Origin of the sequence: Rhodoplanes tepidamans, assembly GCF_030813915.1 — a bacterium.
Lineage (GTDB): Bacteria > Pseudomonadota > Alphaproteobacteria > Rhizobiales > Xanthobacteraceae > Rhodoplanes > Rhodoplanes tepidamans.
Window position 1 is genome coordinate 193,330 of sequence record NZ_JAUSUJ010000003.1, and the last position, 16,821, is coordinate 210,150.

General features: G+C 71.7%; 15 protein-coding genes. 10 read left to right on the plus strand and 5 right to left on the minus strand.

The genetic code is table 11. The annotated features are described in order from the left end of the window. The first annotated feature begins 106 nt into the window (after positions 1-106). The 6 genes from J2S22_RS05360 (at position 107) to J2S22_RS05385 (ending at position 6,280) form a co-directional block, all read left to right on the plus strand. On the plus strand, positions 107-1,477 hold the full coding sequence (locus J2S22_RS05360; RefSeq protein WP_272779282.1) for a PFL family protein: 1,371 nt from the start codon (positions 107-109) through the stop codon (positions 1,475-1,477). A 271-nt stretch (positions 1,478-1,748) separates the two neighbouring features. Beyond that, positions 1,749-2,510: a phosphonate ABC transporter ATP-binding protein gene (phnC, locus tag J2S22_RS05365; RefSeq protein WP_272779281.1), complete on the plus strand. Its 762-nt coding sequence runs from the start codon at positions 1,749-1,751 to the stop codon at positions 2,508-2,510. 50 nt (positions 2,511-2,560) lie between these two features. After that, entirely contained in the window at positions 2,561-3,448 is an 888-nt protein-coding gene (gene phnD / locus J2S22_RS05370) for a phosphate/phosphite/phosphonate ABC transporter substrate-binding protein (RefSeq protein ID WP_272779280.1), read from the plus strand. Further along, positions 3,445-4,242 (plus strand): phosphonate ABC transporter, permease protein PhnE, encoded by a 798-nt coding sequence (phnE, locus tag J2S22_RS05375; protein ID WP_272779279.1) that lies wholly within the window; start codon positions 3,445-3,447, stop codon positions 4,240-4,242. Before phnD ends, phnE begins: the two co-directional genes overlap by 4 nt. A 158-nt stretch (positions 4,243-4,400) precedes the next feature. Continuing rightward, positions 4,401-5,408 carry an NAD(P)-dependent oxidoreductase gene (locus tag J2S22_RS05380; RefSeq protein WP_272779278.1) on the plus strand — a complete coding sequence of 336 codons (1,008 nt, stop codon included), beginning with the start codon at positions 4,401-4,403 and terminating at the stop codon, positions 5,406-5,408. Then, on the plus strand, positions 5,402-6,280 hold the full coding sequence (locus tag J2S22_RS05385; RefSeq protein ID WP_272779277.1) for a LysR family transcriptional regulator: 879 nt from the start codon (positions 5,402-5,404) through the stop codon (positions 6,278-6,280). Before J2S22_RS05380 ends, J2S22_RS05385 begins: the two co-directional genes overlap by 7 nt. A 605-nt stretch (positions 6,281-6,885) precedes the next feature. On the opposite strand, the gene J2S22_RS05390 is transcribed toward J2S22_RS05385, so the two are convergent. From J2S22_RS05390 to J2S22_RS05400, 3 genes are all read right to left on the minus strand, one after another. Then, positions 6,886-7,755: an MBL fold metallo-hydrolase gene (locus J2S22_RS05390; protein ID WP_272779276.1), complete on the minus strand. Its 870-nt coding sequence runs from the start codon at positions 7,753-7,755 to the stop codon at positions 6,886-6,888. Positions 7,756-7,970: 215 nt separating this feature from the next. Next, a complete protein-coding gene (locus J2S22_RS05395; RefSeq protein WP_272779275.1) occupies positions 7,971-9,071 on the minus strand; it encodes a hypothetical protein in 1,101 nt (366 codons plus the stop codon). Between the two features lie 199 nt (positions 9,072-9,270). Next, positions 9,271-10,272 (minus strand): adenosine kinase, encoded by a 1,002-nt coding sequence (locus tag J2S22_RS05400; protein WP_272779274.1) that lies wholly within the window; start codon positions 10,270-10,272, stop codon positions 9,271-9,273. A 206-nt stretch (positions 10,273-10,478) separates the two neighbouring features. Between J2S22_RS05400 and murJ the strand changes: the two genes are divergently transcribed. Together murJ and trpS are read left to right on the plus strand one after the other, a co-directional pair. Further along, positions 10,479-12,101 carry a murein biosynthesis integral membrane protein MurJ gene (gene murJ / locus J2S22_RS05405; protein ID WP_272779273.1) on the plus strand — a complete coding sequence of 541 codons (1,623 nt, stop codon included), beginning with the start codon at positions 10,479-10,481 and terminating at the stop codon, positions 12,099-12,101. 89 nt (positions 12,102-12,190) lie between these two features. Then, positions 12,191-13,228 (plus strand): tryptophan--tRNA ligase, encoded by a 1,038-nt coding sequence (trpS, locus tag J2S22_RS05410; RefSeq protein WP_272779272.1) that lies wholly within the window; start codon positions 12,191-12,193, stop codon positions 13,226-13,228. 128 nt (positions 13,229-13,356) lie between these two features. Here the strand turns inward: trpS and J2S22_RS05415 are convergent, their stop codons facing one another. Next, positions 13,357-15,036 (minus strand): methyl-accepting chemotaxis protein, encoded by a 1,680-nt coding sequence (locus tag J2S22_RS05415; protein WP_272779271.1) that lies wholly within the window; start codon positions 15,034-15,036, stop codon positions 13,357-13,359. Positions 15,037-15,364: 328 nt separating this feature from the next. Here J2S22_RS05415 and J2S22_RS05420 point away from each other — a divergent pair, with 328 nt between their 5' ends. Beyond that, on the plus strand, positions 15,365-15,859 hold the full coding sequence (locus J2S22_RS05420) for a universal stress protein (protein WP_272779270.1): 495 nt from the start codon (positions 15,365-15,367) through the stop codon (positions 15,857-15,859). 171 nt (positions 15,860-16,030) lie between these two features. Continuing rightward, the gene (locus J2S22_RS05425; protein ID WP_272779269.1) at positions 16,031-16,585 is read left to right on the plus strand and encodes a NifU family protein; all 555 of its coding nucleotides are present in this window, start codon (positions 16,031-16,033) and stop codon (positions 16,583-16,585) included. 57 nt (positions 16,586-16,642) lie between these two features. Here J2S22_RS05425 and J2S22_RS30885 read toward each other — a convergent pair whose 3' ends face one another. Next, a complete protein-coding gene (locus J2S22_RS30885) occupies positions 16,643-16,747 on the minus strand; it encodes a type II toxin-antitoxin system HicA family toxin (protein ID WP_370878178.1) in 105 nt (34 codons plus the stop codon). Between the last annotated feature and the right edge of the window lie 74 nt (positions 16,748-16,821).

Sequence of the window (16,821 nt, forward strand, 5' to 3'; positions counted from 1 at the left end):
ACCCAGAAGTCAATTCCGAGCATGTCGCTGGATTCCGGGTCCGATGCTTCGCATCGTCCCGGAATGACCGGCGAGCCGATCACGCCACCGACACGAGAGACGGTCCATGAAACACCTCGGCTTCTCGGGCGAAGAGATCCTCGAGACCATCGGCATGGTGCGGCAGGAGAAGCTCGACATCCGCACCGTCACCATCGGCATCAGCCTGTTCGACTGCGTCGCCGACGACTGCGCGACCCTGTGCGACAACATCCATGCCAAGGTGACGCGCATCGCCCGGGATCTCACGAAGACCAGCGCCGAGATCGCCCGCGAGTTCGGCATCCCGATCGTCAACAACCGCATCGCGGTGACGCCGGTGTCGCTGATCGCCGGCCGCTGCGGCCCCGACGAGATGATCCGGATCGCGCAGACGCTCGACCGCGCCGCCGACGACCTCGGCATCGACTTCATCGGCGGCTTCTCGGCCCATGTCGAGAAGGGCACGACCGCGATCGACAAGGCCCTGATCACGGCGCTGCCGGAGGCGCTGGCCGCGACGAAGCGCGTCTGCGCGTCGGTGAACGTCGGCTCGACCCGGGCCGGCCTCAACATGGACGCCATCGGCCTGATGGGCCGCACCGTGAAGGCCATCGCCGCGGCGACGGCGCAGAGCGAGTCGATCGGCTGCGCCAAGCTCGTGGTGTTCTGCAACGCGGTCGAGGACAACCCGTTCATGGCCGGCGCCTTCCACGGCGCCAGCGAATCGGACTGCGTCGTGAACGTCGGGGTCAGCGGGCCGGGCGTCGTGCTGCGCGCCGTCGAGGAGGCCGGCGACGTCGACTTCGGGGCGCTGACCGCGGTGATCCGGGGCACCGCCTTCAAGATCACCCGGGCCGGCGAGCTGGTCGGCCGCGCCGCCGCGGCCCGCCTCGGCATCCCGTTCGGCATCATCGACCTGTCGCTCGCGCCGACCCCGGCTGAGCGCGACAGCGTCGCCCGCATCCTCGAGGCGATCGGGCTCGAGGGCGTCGGCACCCACGGTTCGACGGCGGCGCTGGCGCTGCTCAACGACGCGGTGAAGAAGGGCGGCGCGATGGCGTCCAGCTATGTCGGCGGCCTGTCGGGCGCCTTCATCCCGCTCTCCGAGGACGCCGGCATGATCGAGGCGGCCGAGCGCGGCACCCTCACGATCGACAAGCTGGAGGCGATGACCTCGGTCTGCTCGGTCGGGCTCGACATGATCGCGGTGCCGGGCGACACGCCGGCCGAGACGCTGTCGGCCATCATGGCCGACGAGGCGGCGATCGGCATGATCAACCGCAAGACCACGGCGGTGCGCATCATCCCGGTGGCCGGCAAGCGCGTCGGCGACACGGTGAACTTCGGCGGCCTGCTCGGCCGCGCCCCGATCATCCCGGTGCACACCCAGTCGAGCGCCCGCTTCGTCGCCCGCGGCGGCCGCATCCCCTCGCCCCTGCAGGCGCTGATCAACTGAACGAGCGCCGACCTCCGTCCAGTGTCACACTCGGAGTTCGTCATGGCCGGGCTCGTCCCGGCCATCCACGCCTCCGAGTCTCGGAACGCCGCAAGGTCGTGGATGGCCGGCACGAGGCCGGCCATGACGCGCTTTCGGGCGTAGCGTCGCGCCACACCGACGCGCCGCATCGCCCTGTCGTCCCCCTGTCACGTCCGTCCGCTAGATCGAGCTTCGCGAACGATCGTCCAGATCGTTCGCAAGAACCGAACATCGGCCGGACGGGGGTTTCATGCTGCGGCTCGACCAGGCGACCGTCACCTACCCGAACGGCCTCACGGCCCTGCAGCCGACCTCGCTCGCCTTCCGGCCGGGCGAGTTCACGGTGCTGCTCGGCGCCTCGGGCGCCGGCAAGTCGACTCTGCTGCGCTGCCTCAACGGCCTCGTGACACCGACGGCCGGCGACGTGATCGCCGATGGCGTCGGCTCGATCGTCCACGACCGCCGCGCGCTGCGCCGCCACCGCCGGCGCACCGGCATGGTGTTCCAGCAGCACCACCTGATCGGCCGGCTGACCGCGCTCGACAACGTGCTGACCGGCCGCCTCGCCGCGCACGGCTTCGTCCGCTCGCTGTTCCCGCTGCCGCGCGCCGACCGGCGCCTCGCGCTCGCCGCGCTCGACCGCGTCGGCCTTCTCGACCGCGCCCTCGACCGCGCCGACCGGCTGTCCGGCGGCCAGCAGCAGCGCGTCGGCATCGCCCGCGCGATGGCCCAGGAGCCGGAGATCGTGCTGGCCGACGAGCCGGTGGCCAGCCTCGATCCCGGCAGCGCCGAGCGGGTGCTGTCGGACCTCCACCGCATCTGCCGCGAGGACGGCATCGCCGCGATCGTGAGCCTGCACCAGGTCGAGCTCGCCCGCCGCTTCGCCGACCGCGTGATCGCGCTGGCGCACGGCCGCGTCGTCCACGACGGACGGCCCGGCGAGGTCGGCCCCCGCGTGCTCGACGTCATCTACGACAGGCCGCCGCTGCCGCTCGTCGACGCCGCCGAGTGACGGACGCGCCGCGTCCGCCGCACCGACATCACAACGGAAGGACTCTCCCGATGGATCGCCGCAGCTTCCTCTCCGCCGCCCTGCTCGGGGCCGCCGGCCTCGCCGGCACGGCCTTCGCGACCCGCACCGCCCTCGCCCAGACCGCCGACCCGGCGAAGCTGCGCGTCGCGCTGCTGCCCGACGAGAACGCCTCGACCCTCATCCAGAACGCGCAGCCGCTGAAGGTCTATCTGGAAGGCCGTCTGAAGAAGGACATCGAGCTCGTCGTCACCACCGACTACTCGTCGATGATCGAGGCGATGCGGTTCGGCCGCATCGAGGTCGCCTATTTCGGCCCGCTCTCCTACGTGCTCGCCAAGCAGCGCGCGCCCGGCATCGAGCCCTTCGCGGTCGGCGTCTCCAAGGGCTCGCCGACCTACAAGGCCGTGGTGATCGCCAAGGCCGACGCCGGCGTGAAGAGCATCGCCGACATCCGCGGCAAGATGGTCGGCTACGGCGACGCCGCCTCGACCTCGAGCCACCTGATCCCGCGCGCCCTGCTGGCCCGCAACGGCCTGGTCGGCGAGCGCGACTACAAGTTCGTCCATCTCGGCGCCCACGACGCCGTCGCCCGCGCCGTGCAGGCCGGTCAGGTCCAGGCCGGCGGGCTGAGCCAGGAGATCTTCGCCGCGCTGGTCGCCCGCGGCACCATCGACGGCGCCCGGGTGACGGTGCTGGCCGAGAGCGATCCGATTCCGAACTATCCGATGGTGATGCAGGGCACGCTGGCGCCGGCCCTCAAGGACGCCATCCGGGCCGCCTTCCTGGAGCTGAAGGATCCCGCGATCCTCAAGACGTTCCGGGCCGAGGGCTTCGCCGCCACCGACGACCGCGCCTACGACATCCTGCGCGACACCGCCCAGGTGCTGAATCTCGACCTCTCGAAGGTGAAGGGATGAGCCTCGCCTACGACGCCATCCTGGCGCGCGACGGCGCGGCGCGGCTGCGCCGTGCCGCCATCGCCGCCGCGGTCGCCGCCGTCGTGATCACGGCGATGGCCGCGACCGGCCTGCTCGACCCGGCCCGCTTCGCCGACGCGTGGCCGGCCGTGGTCCAGCTCTCGCGCGAGATGTTCCCGCCGGACTTCGGCCGCTTCCCCGGCTGGCTGCGGCCGCTCGCCGACACGCTCGCCATGTCGATCGCCGGCACCGCGATCGCGGTCGGCCTGTCGCTGCCGCTCGCGCTCGCCGCCGCCGGCAACACGACGCCCAACCGCGCCGTCTATCACGTCGCCCGGCTGGTGCTGAATCTCCTGCGCTCGATTCCCGAGCTGATCATGGGCATCATCCTGGTGGCGATGGTCGGCTTCGGGGCGCTGCCCGGCGTGCTGGCGCTCGGCCTGCACTCCGTCGGCATGGTGGGCAAGTTCTTCGCCGAGAGCATCGAGCATGTCGACCCCAAGCCGGTCGAGGCGGCGCGCGCCGCCGGCGCGACGACGCCGCAGGTGGTCTGGCACGCCGTCGTCGCCCAGGTGATGCCGCAGCTCGCCGACACCACGATCTACCGCTGGGAATACAACTTCCGCGCCTCCACGGTGCTGGGCGCGGTCGGCGCCGGCGGCATCGGCTTCGAGCTGATCGCGGCGCTGCGGGTGCTCGACTACGCCCAGGTGTCGGCGATCCTGATCTGCATGCTGGCCTGCGTGACGCTGGTCGACGGCCTCGGCGCCGCGCTGCGGCGCGGGCTGAAGTGATCGGTCTTGCGTCGGAACCGGTCATTCCGGGACGCGCGGAGCGCGGACCCGGAATCCAGCCCCACGTTCGGACGATGTCGCTGGATTCCGGGTTCGCACCTGCGGTGCGCCCCGGAATGACCGAGCGAAAGCCTGCTCAGAATCGAGATTGAACGCTTATGTCGCTTCCGCGTGTCGTGATCACCAATCAGCCGTTCCCCGAGACGGTCGCGCTGCTCGCCCCCCATGCCCAGCTGGACGTCAACGGCTCGCCCGAGCCGTGGACGCCCGAGGAGGTGCGCGACCGCTGCCGTGAGGCGACCGGCCTGCTCGCCTTCATGACCGACCGCATCGACGCCGGTTTTCTCGACGCCTGCCCGTCGCTGCGGGTGATCGGCGCGGCGCTGAAGGGCTACGACAACATCGACGTCGCCGCCGCGGCGGCGCGCGGTGTCACCGTCACGATCGTTCCGGATCTCCTGACCGTGCCGACCGCCGAGCTCGCCATCGGCCTGATGCTGGCGCTCGGCCGCCACATCGTCGCCGGCGACCGCGACATCCGCCGGAACGGCTTCTCCGGCTGGCGCCCGCGCCTCTACGGTGCCGGGCTCGCCGGCGCGACGGTCGGGATCCTGGGCTTCGGCAAGGTCGGCCAGGCGATCGCGGCGCGGCTGGTCCCGTTCGGCTGCCGCCTGCTGGCGCACGACGCGTCCGTCACCACGATCGCGCCGCCGCTGGACGCCGCCGTGACGCTCGCCGGTCGCGACATGCTCCTTCGAGACTCCGATGTCGTCGTGCTGGCGCTGCCGCTCACCGCCGACACCCTGCACCTGATCGACGCCGCCGCGCTCGCCCGCATGAAGCCGTCGGCGCATCTCGTCAACCCGGCACGCGGCTCGCTGGTGGACGAGGCCGCCGTCGCCGACGCGCTCGCGGCGGGCCGGCTCGCCGGCTATGCGGCCGACGTGTTCGAATGCGAGGACTGGGCCCGCCGCGACCGGCCGGCCGCGATCGAGCCGCGCCTCGCCGCACCGGACGCGCCCACCGTGCTGACGCCCCACATCGGCTCCGCCGTGACGGAGCTGCGCCGGGAGATCGAACGCTCCGCCGCCGAGAGCATCCTCGACGTGCTGCAGGGCCGCCCGCCCGTGCACGCCGTCACGTTGCGTGAAACCATGCCATGCTGAACCTCGTCCATGTCCGCTCGTTCCTGGCCGTCATCGAGCACGCCGGCGTTCGCGCCGCGGCACGCCGCCTCGCGCTGTCGCCGTCGACCGTGCTGGCGCATCTCGATCTGCTCGAGGACGACCTGGCCGCGCCACTGGTCGACCGCGCCCGCGGCCGCGTCGCCCCGACCGCCCAGGGCCTCGCCTTCCTGCCGCTCGCCCGCGCGCTGATCACGACCGCCGAGGAGGCGCGCCGGCTGGTGCGCACCGCGCCGCTGCGAATCGCCGCCGCCAGCAATGTCGGGGTCTATCTGCTCAACGTGGTGCTGGCCGAGTTCCAACGGTCGGAGTCCTGCGCCGTCGACCTGTGGATCGGCCCCAATCGCGACGTGGCGGAGCGGCTGGTGCGCGGCCGCGCCGACCTCGCCATGATGGAGTGGTGGGACGGGCGCCCCGGTTTCCGGGCCCACACCTGGCGGCGCGAGCCGCTGGTCGTCATCGTGCCGCCGTCGCACGCGTGGGCGGCCCGCGAGAGCGTGACGACGGCGGATCTGCTCGCCGCGCCGCTGCTCGGCGGCGAGCCCGGCACCGGCACCGGCACGCTGCTGCGCGCGGCGCTCGGGCCGGCCGCCGACCGCATCGCCACCGTCGACGGCTTCGGCAGCACCGAGGCGGTGAAGCGCGCCGTGCGGGCCGGCCTCGGCGTGTCGATCGTGCTCGCCTCGTCGGTCGCCGACGAGGTGGCGGCCGGCCATCTGGTCGCCCTGCCGGTCGCCGACGCGGCGCTCGTCAAGGAGATCCGCCTCGTCGTGCCGGAGGCGCTGCCGCCCACCGCGGCGGCGGCCCGCTTCGCCACCCATGCCATCGGCCGGCCCTCGCGCGCCGAGGCCTGACCGTGCACGGTCGCCCGCGACGGTCGACAGACGGACGCGGCCCGGCTGCGCACGGCCGCCGACAAAAAACCCGACAGACTGCCGGGAACTCGGGCTCGACTCTTCACCGGGCCTTAAGCAAAATGCCTGAGCATTCTCGATCCTGGTCCGGGGATCGGCTCCCCGCCGAGGTCCGGACCGGCGAGCGTGGCCTGCGGGTCCGATGGTGACAGTCGCCCTGACTGTGCCGGGGCGCACCTGTCGTGAGCCATCGGGGACGTAGGAAGTCGGCCGGAGGCGGTTCTAGAACGCCACTGGCGGGCCGATCCACCGCCGACGAGGCGTTTCTCGTTGCGGGGGCTGTCGTCACTCCTTCCCGGAGCGTTGCGGCGGGACCCGGAACCAATCGCGAGATTGGCCTCCGGGTCATCGTGTGCGCGCTCCCGCGACGGCAGCCTCCGGCTCGAGACCTCGTTCCGACCCGGCGCACGATCGGCGACCGGAGGTCACGCAGCCACGGCGTCACAACGGCCCGGGGACGCGCGACAATCGCTCATGTTCAGCCCGCATCTCCGGGGGTTATCCGCCGCTGCCGTGCCGGCGGCTGCCGGGCTGACCTCCCCGCCTCACCGGCCCGGCAGCACCAGGAACTTCGGCTTCTGCGGCAGCGTCGTCTTCGCCAGCACGACCGAGGGCGTGTCGGAGAACTCCACCTCGTAGTCGGCCTTCACCCGCTCGAGGAAGCGGTCGAGCGTGTAGCGGCTGAAGTAGTGCATCGGGATCATCAGCGGCGCCTTGAGGGCGGCGATCACCTCGACCATGCCTTCGAGATCGAGCGTGTAGCTGCCGTCGACCGGCACCAGCACCACGTCGACGCGGCCGATCTCGGCGATCTGCTGGGGCGTCAGCGTGTGATGCAGGTGGCCGAGATGGGCGATGCACAGCGTGCCGACCTCGATGACGAAGATCGAGTTGCCGTGCCGCGTCGTGCCGCCGGCCCAGTCGCGGATGTTGGTGGCGACGCTGCGCACATGGACGTCCTGATACGAGACGTCGTGCCCGGCCGGCTTGCCGTCGTCGCGCCAGCCGTGCAGCACGAAGCGGATGCCGGGATCGGGCGACAGCGTGTAGTGGGTCGAGTGCGCCCGGTTCATGGTGGCGATGTCGGGCAGCACCGGCGGCTTGACGTAGTCGTTGTAGTCGGTGGCCACCCGCACCAGCCGCGGGCTCTCGATCAGGAAGGTGGAGTGGCCGACATAGGTGATGCGCGCCTGGTCGGGCGCGAGCGCGGCCGGCAGGAAGGCCGCCGGCCTGACCCGCGGCGACGTCCCGGACACGAGCCCCGGGCAGGTATCGAGCCGCTCGGGCGGAGCGGGCGCCGCCGGGGCGGCCGGCTGGGCGCCGGACGGCAGGACGGCGAAGGGCAGGATCAGCAGAGCGAGCAGGAGGGCGGGCGACCGGATCGGGGTCGCACGCCGGACGGGGGTCTCGGGCATGCGGGCTCCTTGGTGTCTGCACGCCAAGCATAACCCGTGCCCCGGGGCCGCCGGAAATCCCCCTCGTGCCCGCCTGACCACAACGTGATGGCCGAAACCGCGCGTCGCGGGCGAACGGCCGCGGGATCGCCCGCCGCGAACGCGGATCGGGCGGGCGCCTCGCGGCGGCCCGCCCGATCGAAACACACGGAAACGATTATCCTTCGGCTCGCCGGTCAGCGGGCGACGATGAGCCCGCGCGAGGTGACGACGATCCAGCGGCCGTCCTGCTTGCGGATGCTCTCGACCCGCAGGCCGTCGGGCAGCCGGTCGCCGGGCTCCACCTCGACATAGCCGTAGCGGCCCTCCAGCAGCGCGATGCCGCGGCGTACGTCGCGCACCACCCAGCCGTTGACCACCGGCGGCGCCGGCGGGCGCGGATCGCCGAGCGAGGCGGTCACGTCGGCCGAGGCCACGGCGAGCGGTGCGGCGGCCTGGGCGCTCGACGCCTGGACCGTGCTCGCTTGGCCGCCCTGGGCGGCAGCCGCCTGGGCCTGCAGGGTGCTCGGGGGGGCGCCGCTCCCCTGGGTCTGGCTCGCCGTCTGGCCGACCCGCTTCTCCAGCCGGTCGATCGCGTCGCCGAGCCTGGCGAGCTTCTGGGCGGGCTCCGCCTGGGCCCGCTCGGTGCGCTCCATCCGGTCGGTGAGCTTGGCGGTCTGGGTCTGCAGCGCCTTGGTCGAGTTCTCCAGGCTGGTGCGCAGCCCGGCGACGTCGCGCTGGAGATCGGCGACCGTCGCCCGCAGGGCGCCGTCGTCGGGCACCCGCACCACCGCCGGAGCGGCCGGCTCGGGGGCGAAGCTGGTGGCCGCGAAGGTGCCGGCGAGCGCCCCGAACGAGGTCGCCACCGCGATCACGGCCGCGACCTTCATGTAGGGCGGCAGCTGGAACGAGAAACGCCGGCGCGGCGTCTCGTCGATGTCGATCGTGTCGCCGGCGCGCCAGCCGTCGTGCTCGACCGCGGGCGCGGCCGGGATCGGCATGCTGCGACGCGGCCCGCGCGAGGGCCCTTCGAGGAACGCCTGACCGTGCCGGTCGTCGGCGCCGCCACGGCCGCCGCCCGATCCCGCCGCCGTCTCCGGCTCCGGACGCGGCAGGCGCGGCTGGCCCGGCGGCCGGGCCTGGGCCTGCGCCGAAGTGGGCCCGACCGCGGGCTCGCCGGCCGGGAAGGCCTCGTGGTTCGGGTCGATCGGATCGGAACCGATGGCCTCGGGGCCGAAGGAGGTCGGGCCGGTGTCCCGGCGGCCGAAGCCGCGCTCGCCCGTGTCGTGCTCGCCCATGGCGGGGGCTCCACTTCGAATCGCGTCGAACGGTTCAACCAACCGTTAACGATGCGCGCTTACCAAATCGTTACGGTTCTCCTCTTCGCAGGCGGCTTTGGCCGAATCGCGGCCCCGTCGTGGCGGACTGTGGCGCCCCGGCGGCAGGCTGCGGCATGCTGAAAACTCTCTTAAAGTTGGGGCCGTGTGGGTCACACGGTCAGACGGCGAGCCCGCTCTCGCCGGCGAGAGCGGCCAGCGAGACCCCGGGACGGGCGCCGAGATGCTGGATCACCTCGGCCGCGGCGAGCGCGCCGAGCCGCGCCGACTCCTCGTGCGAGCGGCCGCGGGCGAGCCCGACCAGGAAGCCCGCCGCGAACAGGTCGCCGGCGCCCGTGGTGTCGACCACCCGCTGCACCGGAACGGCCTTCACGGCGGCGGTCTCCTCGCGCGACACGACCAGGCAGCCCTGCTCGCTGCGGGTGACGGCGGCGAGCTTCACGTCGCTGCGGAGCTGCGCCAGCGCGGCGTCGAGATCGGCGGTCTGATAGAGACTGTGCAGCTCCGCCTCGTTGGCGAAGACGAGGTCGACCGTGCCGGAGCGCATCAGGTGCAGGAACTCGTCGCGCCAGCGGTCGACGCAGAAGGCGTCCGACAGCGTCAGCGCGACGATCCGGCCGGCCCCGTGGGCGATCTCGGCGGCCTTGAGGAACGCGTTCTTGGCGTTCTCCGGGTCCCACAGATAGCCTTCGAGATAGGTGATGGCGGCGCCCGCCACCGCGTCGACGTCGATGTCGATCGGATGCAGGTCCTGGGCGGCGCCCAGATAGGTGTTCATGGTGCGCTCGCCGTCCGGCGTGACCATGATGAAGCAGCGGGCGGTCGCCGGGCCGGCGGCGGCGGGCGGCGTGTCGAACGCCACCCTGGCGGCCCGGATGTCGTGGGTGAAGACGCCGCCGAGCCCGTCGTTCTTCACCTTGCCGACGAAGCAGGCGCGCGCCCCGAACCCGGCGATTCCGACGATCGTGTTGGCGGCCGAGCCGCCGGAGATCTCGACGGCCGGGCCCATCGCCGCGTAGACGGCCTCGGCGCGGTCCTCGTCGATCAGGGACATGCTGCCCTTGCGCATGCCGTGCGCGACCAGGAAGTCGTCCTCGGCATGGGCGATCACGTCGACGATGGCATTGCCGATTCCGAGCACGTCGTAGCGGGGTGCGGTCATCCGGTCACTCGCGATGGTCCGGTCCCCGCCGGCGCGCGCCGCGCTTGCCGGGGGCCCGTCGACCCTGCATAGGTCATGAAAACGCGCGTGCCCGGCCGGGCGCGTCGCGAAGCGGCGGCGCACTATACCGACGGGCCGCCTCGTTTCAACGCCAGCGCGCGGCACGGCCCGCGACGCCCCCGCCGCACGTCCGGAGCCCGGACCGCATGCTCGAACCCGACAGGGCAGGACCGGAGGGGACCGGTGCGACCGCCACGGGCGGGCTCGCCCGGAAGGTCGGCACGGTCGGCGCCGCGACGCTCGGCTCGCGCCTGCTCGCCTTCCTGCGCGATGCCGGCATCGCGGCCCTGCTCGGCGCCGGGCCGATGGCGGACGCCTATTTCGCCGCCCTGCAGGTGCCGAACCTGTTCCGCCGGCTGCTCGCCGAAGGCGCTCTGAACGGCGCCTTCGTGCCGCTGTGGCTGCGGCTGCGCGAGACGAAGGGACGGCACGCCGTCCGGGCCTTCGGAGAGGGCGCGCTCGGCGCGATGGCGGCCGGGCTCGGGCTCGCCACGCTTCTGCTGATCGCCGCGGCGCCCGCCGTCGTCCACGTGATCGCGCCGGGCTTCTCGGCCGACGGCGCGCGGTTCGATGCCGCCGTGTCGCTGGTGCGGCTGTCCGCCCCCTATGTGGCGATCGCCGGCTGCGTCGCCGTGCTGGGGGCGATCCTCAATGCCGAGGGCCGGGTGACGGCGGTCGCCTTCGGGCCGATCGTGTTCAACGGCGTGCTGATCGCGGCCGTCGCCGGCCTGCTGCTCGGCGGACCGGCCCTGACGGCCCAGGCCGGCGCCGTGCTGGCGATCGCCATCGTGGTCGCCGGCCTCGGCCAGACGGTGCTGATCGGAAGCGCCGCGCGGCGCCTCCCGGCGCATCCGCGGCGCCCCCGCCTCGCCGCCGACCCGGAGCTGCGCCGCCTGTTCGCGCTCGCCGGGCCCGGCCTGCTCGCCGGCGGCATCCCGCAGATCACCCTGATGGCCGGCGCCATGATCGCGTCGCCGTCGCCGGCCGCCGTGTCGTGGCTCTACTACGCCGACCGGCTCTACGAGTTTCCGCTCGGCGTCGTCTCGGTGGCGATCGCCGCCGTGATGGGGCCGGCGATCGCCGGCACGGTGCGGACCGGCACGGCCGCGCAGATCGCCGCCGCGCAGGGCCGCGCCATGGAGCTGGCGCTCGGCCTCGCCTTGCCGTCCATGGTCGGCTTCGTGCTGCTCGCCGAGCCGATCGCCCGCGCCCTGTTCGAGCGCGGCGCGTTCTCGGCGCACGACACCGCCATGGTGTCGGCGGCGCTCGCCGCCCTCGCTTCGGGCCTGCCCGGCCATGTCGCCGAAAAGGTTCTGGGTGCCATCTCGTTCGCCCGCGAGGACACCCGCACCCCGATGTGGACGGCGCTCGGCGGGCTCGCCGCGTCGAGCGCCGCGGCGCTCGCCCTCTTCCCGCATCACGGCCATGTCGGGGTCGCGGCCGGCATCGCGGCGGGCGGCTATGTCGCCCCGGCGCTGCTGGCGCTGGTGCTGGCCCGGCGCGGCTGGCTGCGCTTCGACCCGGCCGCCGCGACCCGCATTCCCCGCATCGTGCTGGCGGCCGTCGTCACCGGGATCGTGGTGCTCGCCGCCCGGACGCTCACCGACGCGGCCGGGATCCCCTCCGGGACGCTCGGCCGGTTCGCCGTGCTGCTCGCGCTGCTGGCAGCCGGCCTCGGCACCTATGTGGCGATGCTGGGGCTGCTGCGGATCGTCCGTCCGACCGAGATTGCCGCCGCGCTGCGCCGCGGTCCCCGCCGGCCCGCCTGACCGCATATATCCGGCCGGCCCCTTGCGCCCCCTGGCGGCGCGTGGCAAACCGCCGCCGCGATCCAGGCGTGGATCCGGAGGAGTGACCGATGGCGTTCAAGGAACTGGTGTTTTCCGGCGTCCAGCCGACCGGGAACCTGCATCTCGGCAACTATCTCGGCGCCATCGTCAACTTCGTGAAGCTGCAGTCGCGCTACGAGTGCATCTACTGCGTGGTCGACATGCACGCCATCACGGTGTGGCAGGAGCCGGCGGAGCTGCGGAAGAGCATCCGCGAGGTCGCCGCCGCCTTCATCGCCGCCGGCATCGACCCCAAGGCCCACATCGTGTTCAACCAGAGCCAGGTACCGGAGCACGCCGAGCTCGCCTGGGTGTTCAACTGCGTCGCCCGGCTCGGCTGGATGAACCGGATGACCCAGTTCAAGGAGAAGGCCGGCAAGGACCGCGAGAACGCCTCGCTCGGCCTCTATGCCTATCCGAGCCTGATGGCGGCCGACATCCTCGTCTATCGCGCCACCCACGTGCCGATCGGCGAGGACCAGAAGCAGCACCTCGAGCTGACCCGCGACATCGCCCAGAAGTTCAACAACGACTTCAAGGCGCAGATCGAGACGGCGGGCTTCGCCGACGGGCTGTTCTTCCCGATGGCCGAGCCGGTGATCACCGGTCCGGCGACCCGGGTGATGAGCCTGCGCGACGGCACCAAGAAGATGTCGAAGTCGGATCCTTCGGACTACTCGCGCATCAATCTCGCCGACGACGCCGACACCATCGCCCAGAAGATCAAGAAGGCGAAGACCGACCCGGAGCCGCTGCCGAGCGAGGAGAAGGGCCTGGAGGGCCGTCCGGAGGCCGACAATCTGGTCGGCATCTACGCGGCGCTCGCCGGCAGCACGCCCGCGCAGGTGCTGTCCGAGTACGGCGGCGGCCAGTTCTCCACCTTCAAGGGCGCGCTCATCGACCTCGCGGTGGACAAGCTCGGCCCGGTCGGCGCCGAGATGAAGCGGCTGACCAGCGACGTCACCTATATCGACGGGATTCTCGCCGACGGCAGCGCACGGGCCCGCGCGCTCGCCTCCGAGACGATGCGGCACGTCAAGCAGATCGTCGGCTTCGTCGGGCCGTAGGCACCGGCTGCCTGTCTGCCCGCCCCGGACCGACAGGCCGCGAAACCGGCAGGTGACCTTGGACGCCGATGGCCGGGGATACCCCCGGCCACGACGCGAGGCACGATCGGCGGCCGGCGCCGTCGGACCTACGCAGCTCTCACGGTGGCGAGGAAGGCGGCAACCTCCGTTCGCAACCGCTCACTGTCCCGCGCGAGCTGGCCCGCCGACGCCAGAACCTGATTCGAGGCGGCGCCCGTCTCCTCGGCGCCGCGACTCACCTCGGTGATGGTCGATGCCACCTGCGTCGTTCCCGTCGCGGCGTTCTGGACGTTGCGGGCGATTTCACCGGTCGCGGCGCCTTGCTCCTCGACCGCGGCGGCGATCACCGTGGCGATCTCGGCGATCTGACCGATGGTGCCGCCGATCTCCTTGATGGCGACGACCGACTCTTGCGTCGCCGATTGCATCTCGGCGATCTGGGACGAAATCTCGCCCGTCGCCTTCCCGGTCTGGGCGGCGAGCGCCTTGACCTCCTGGGCGACGACGGCGAACCCCTTGCCGGCTTCTCCGGCGCGCGCGGCCTCGATCGTGGCGTTCAGCGCCAGGAGATTGGTCTGTTCGGCGATCGCCGTGATCAGCTTGACCACGTCGCCGATCCGGGCTGCGGCCTGCGAGAGCTCATGGACACGGCCATCGGTCCGTTCCGCTCGGCGAACCGCTTCGCCGGCGATGCGGCTGGACTGCTGGACCTGACGGCTGATCTCGCCGACCGACGAGGTCATCTCGTCGGTCGCGGCAGCGACCGCCTGGACGTTGGCCGAGGCCTCTTCGGCGGCCGAACTCACCCGTGCCGACATCTGCTGGGTCGTATCGGCCGTCCGGGTGAGCGTCGTCGCCGTCGCCTCGAGTTCCGTCGCGGCCGACGACACGGTCCCGATGATCCCGCCCACCGCCTCCTCGAATTGGTCCGCGAGCCTCTGCATATCGATGCGGCGCCGAGCGGCCGCCCGTGTTTCGCTCGCCTTCTGCTCCGCCTCGAGCCGCTCCCGGTCGATGGCATTGGTCTTGAAGACCTGGACAGCCTCGGCCATGTCGCCGATCTCGTCGCGACGCCCCACGCCCGGGACGGCGACGTCGAGATTGCCGGTCGCCAGCGCCTTCATCGCGGTCGTCATGCTCGACAACGGACGGGTGATCGAGCGAGCGACCAGCCCGGACACGACCACCGTCGCGAGCAGCAGAAGCCCCGCGACCGTCAGCGACAGCCTGGCGGCGGACCAGGTCTGCGCCTCCAGGTCGTCGATATAGACGCCGGTCACCACCATCCAGTTCCACGGCATGTATCCGGTCGCGAAGGACAGCTTCGGCTGCGGCTTCTCCGCACCGGGTTTGGGCCATTGATACTCGACGAATCCGCTCCCGCTCCGCCGTACGGCTGCCGTCAACGCCGGGGTCAGCGGCTTCCCGGTCGCATCCTTCTGGTCGGAGAGGTCTTGTCCGATCAGCTCCGGCCTGATCGGATGCATCAACATCCGGTTCTGCAAATCGGCGATCCAGAAGTATTCGGAGCCGTCGTACCGAAGCGTGGAAATCCGTGCCTTGGCGGCCTTTTGGGCGTCTTCGTTCGTGATCTGGCCCCGCTGCGCCGTCGCGTGCTCCTCCTTGATGATCGACATGGCGAGTTCGGCGAGATGGCGCAGCTCGTTCTCCTTCTGTCGTTTCAGACCATCGGCGAGCTGCTGGGTTCCGACGCAAGTTATCCCAAGCAACCCAAGAAATCCGAGGACGATCAGCACGTAGATTTTACGGCTTATGTTCAGTCTCATTACAGCAGAAATCCTTAGCTAAACTTATAGCTGCAAGCACGAAAGGTGCCCACAACCAGAACTGCATGCGGCATCATAATACTGCACGCCCTTTCCTTAACGAGGCGTCTCGAATTCATGACACAGAGGTGTAAGTCGCACGAGACGACTGGAGCGCGGGGCGCACGACATCTTTTCCGGAACCGCACGAGATACCGGGGTCCCGGGCTCGCGCCCGACGGCGCGCGCGGGGCGACCCGTATCGTCGCGCCGCCTTGCCCGGGCCGGCCCTGCCGTGCCAGATTCGCGTCCGGAGATGGGCGGCGCCGGGACGCCGCCGGGACGAGCCATGAGCCGGAAGCGCCGCAGCTACGAGGCCGGGCACAGGCCCAAGTTCCTCGTGGTCATCGACGAGACGCCGGAATGCGACCGCGCGGTCTATTTCGCCGCCCGGCGCGCCGGCCGTACCGGTGCCGGGGTGATCATGCTGCGGGTCATCCCGACCGCCGACCGGGCGCCGCAGTGGCTCGGCGTCGCCGGCATCATGCAGGCCGAGCAGCACGAGGAGGCGGAGGCCATGCTGGCCCGCTTCGCGGCGCGCGCCAACGGCATCGCCGGCATCACGCCCGACCGGGTGATCCGCGAGGGCGATCCGACCGCCGAGATCACCCGGCTGATCGACGAGGACGAGGACATCGCCGTGCTGGTGCTGGCGGCCGGCGACGAGAAGGAAGGCCCCGGACCGCTCGTCACCGGCCTGACCAAGTCGGCCGGCTCGTTCCCGATCCCGATGGCGATCGTGCCCGGCCACCTCAGCGACGACGATCTCGACGCCATGACCTGAGGCCGCCGGGGCACCCGGCAGCACCCGACGAGGGCCCCGGCTGGGGCGGGCGCGGCCGGCGGGGCGACGGCGGACCGCGCCGGTGCTACGGTTGACGCCCGTCCCGTGAAGGGACATCTGTGGACCATGGACCACCCGCCGCGGCCTTGAACCGCGACCCGGAGAGGCACGATGTTCATCCAGACCGAATCGACCCCGAATCCCGCCACCCTGAAGTTCCTGCCCGGCCGCACCGTGCTGGACTACGGCACGCTCGAGTTCCGCAGCAAGGACGAGGCCGACGCCTCGCCGCTCGCGCAGCGCCTGTTCGACGTGCCGGGCGTCGCCGCCGTGTTCTTCGGCTCCGACTTCATCGCCGTCACCAAGACCGACACCGACTGGCAGCACATCAAGCCGGGCGTCCTGGGCGTGATCATGGAGCACTTCATGACCGACCAGCCGGTGATGCTCGACAGCGCCGGCGGCAAGGCGGACGACGAGTTCTACGACGAGAAGGACGCCGAGACGGTCGAGCTGATCAAGGACCTGATCGAGACCCGGGTGCGCCCGGCGGTCGCCAACGACGGCGGCGACATCACGTTCCGCGGCTTCGAGAACGGCATCGTCTATCTCGCCATGAAGGGCGCCTGCTCGGGCTGCCCCTCCTCCACGGCGACGCTGCGCCACGGCATCCAGAACCTGCTCCGCCACTTCGTCCCGGAGGTCGAGGAGGTCCGCCCGGTGTGAGCCGGACGGCCATCGCCGCGCGTTCGAGAGCGGGCTCCGGCGGGCCCGCTCTTTTTTTCAGAGCAGCGCCGTGAACTCCTCCACGCTCAGTCCGGCTTGTCGGATGACGGCGCGCATCGTTCCCGGCTTGAGGTCTCGGCCGGCATGGACCGGCACCGTCACGGTCCGGGTCGTCCGGCATGACCAGGACGTGATGACTGCCGACCACCCGGTCGACGACGAAGCCGCCGCGCACC

Excerpts from the sequence above, each read along its gene's own strand:
- trpS (WP_272779272.1), top strand. The coding sequence starts at position 12,191 with ATGGCGTTCAAGGAACTGGTGTTTTCCGGCGTCCAGCCGACCGGGAAC.
- murJ (WP_272779273.1), top strand. The coding sequence starts at position 10,479 with ATGCTCGAACCCGACAGGGCAGGACCGGAGGGGACCGGTGCGACCGCC.
- J2S22_RS05420 (WP_272779270.1), top strand. The coding sequence starts at position 15,365 with ATGAGCCGGAAGCGCCGCAGCTACGAGGCCGGGCACAGGCCCAAGTTC.
- J2S22_RS05385 (WP_272779277.1), top strand. The coding sequence starts at position 5,402 with ATGCTGAACCTCGTCCATGTCCGCTCGTTCCTGGCCGTCATCGAGCAC.
- J2S22_RS05390 (WP_272779276.1), bottom strand. The coding sequence starts at position 7,755 with ATGCCCGAGACCCCCGTCCGGCGTGCGACCCCGATCCGGTCGCCCGCC.
- phnD (WP_272779280.1), top strand. The coding sequence starts at position 2,561 with ATGGATCGCCGCAGCTTCCTCTCCGCCGCCCTGCTCGGGGCCGCCGGC.
- J2S22_RS05400 (WP_272779274.1), bottom strand. The coding sequence starts at position 10,272 with ATGACCGCACCCCGCTACGACGTGCTCGGAATCGGCAATGCCATCGTC.
- J2S22_RS05360 (WP_272779282.1), top strand. The coding sequence starts at position 107 with ATGAAACACCTCGGCTTCTCGGGCGAAGAGATCCTCGAGACCATCGGC.
- J2S22_RS05425 (WP_272779269.1), top strand. The coding sequence starts at position 16,031 with ATGTTCATCCAGACCGAATCGACCCCGAATCCCGCCACCCTGAAGTTC.
- phnC (WP_272779281.1), top strand. The coding sequence starts at position 1,749 with ATGCTGCGGCTCGACCAGGCGACCGTCACCTACCCGAACGGCCTCACG.
- phnE (WP_272779279.1), top strand. The coding sequence starts at position 3,445 with ATGAGCCTCGCCTACGACGCCATCCTGGCGCGCGACGGCGCGGCGCGG.
- J2S22_RS05395 (WP_272779275.1), bottom strand. The coding sequence starts at position 9,071 with ATGGGCGAGCACGACACGGGCGAGCGCGGCTTCGGCCGCCGGGACACC.
- J2S22_RS05415 (WP_272779271.1), bottom strand. The coding sequence starts at position 15,036 with ATGAGACTGAACATAAGCCGTAAAATCTACGTGCTGATCGTCCTCGGA.
- J2S22_RS05380 (WP_272779278.1), top strand. The coding sequence starts at position 4,401 with ATGTCGCTTCCGCGTGTCGTGATCACCAATCAGCCGTTCCCCGAGACG.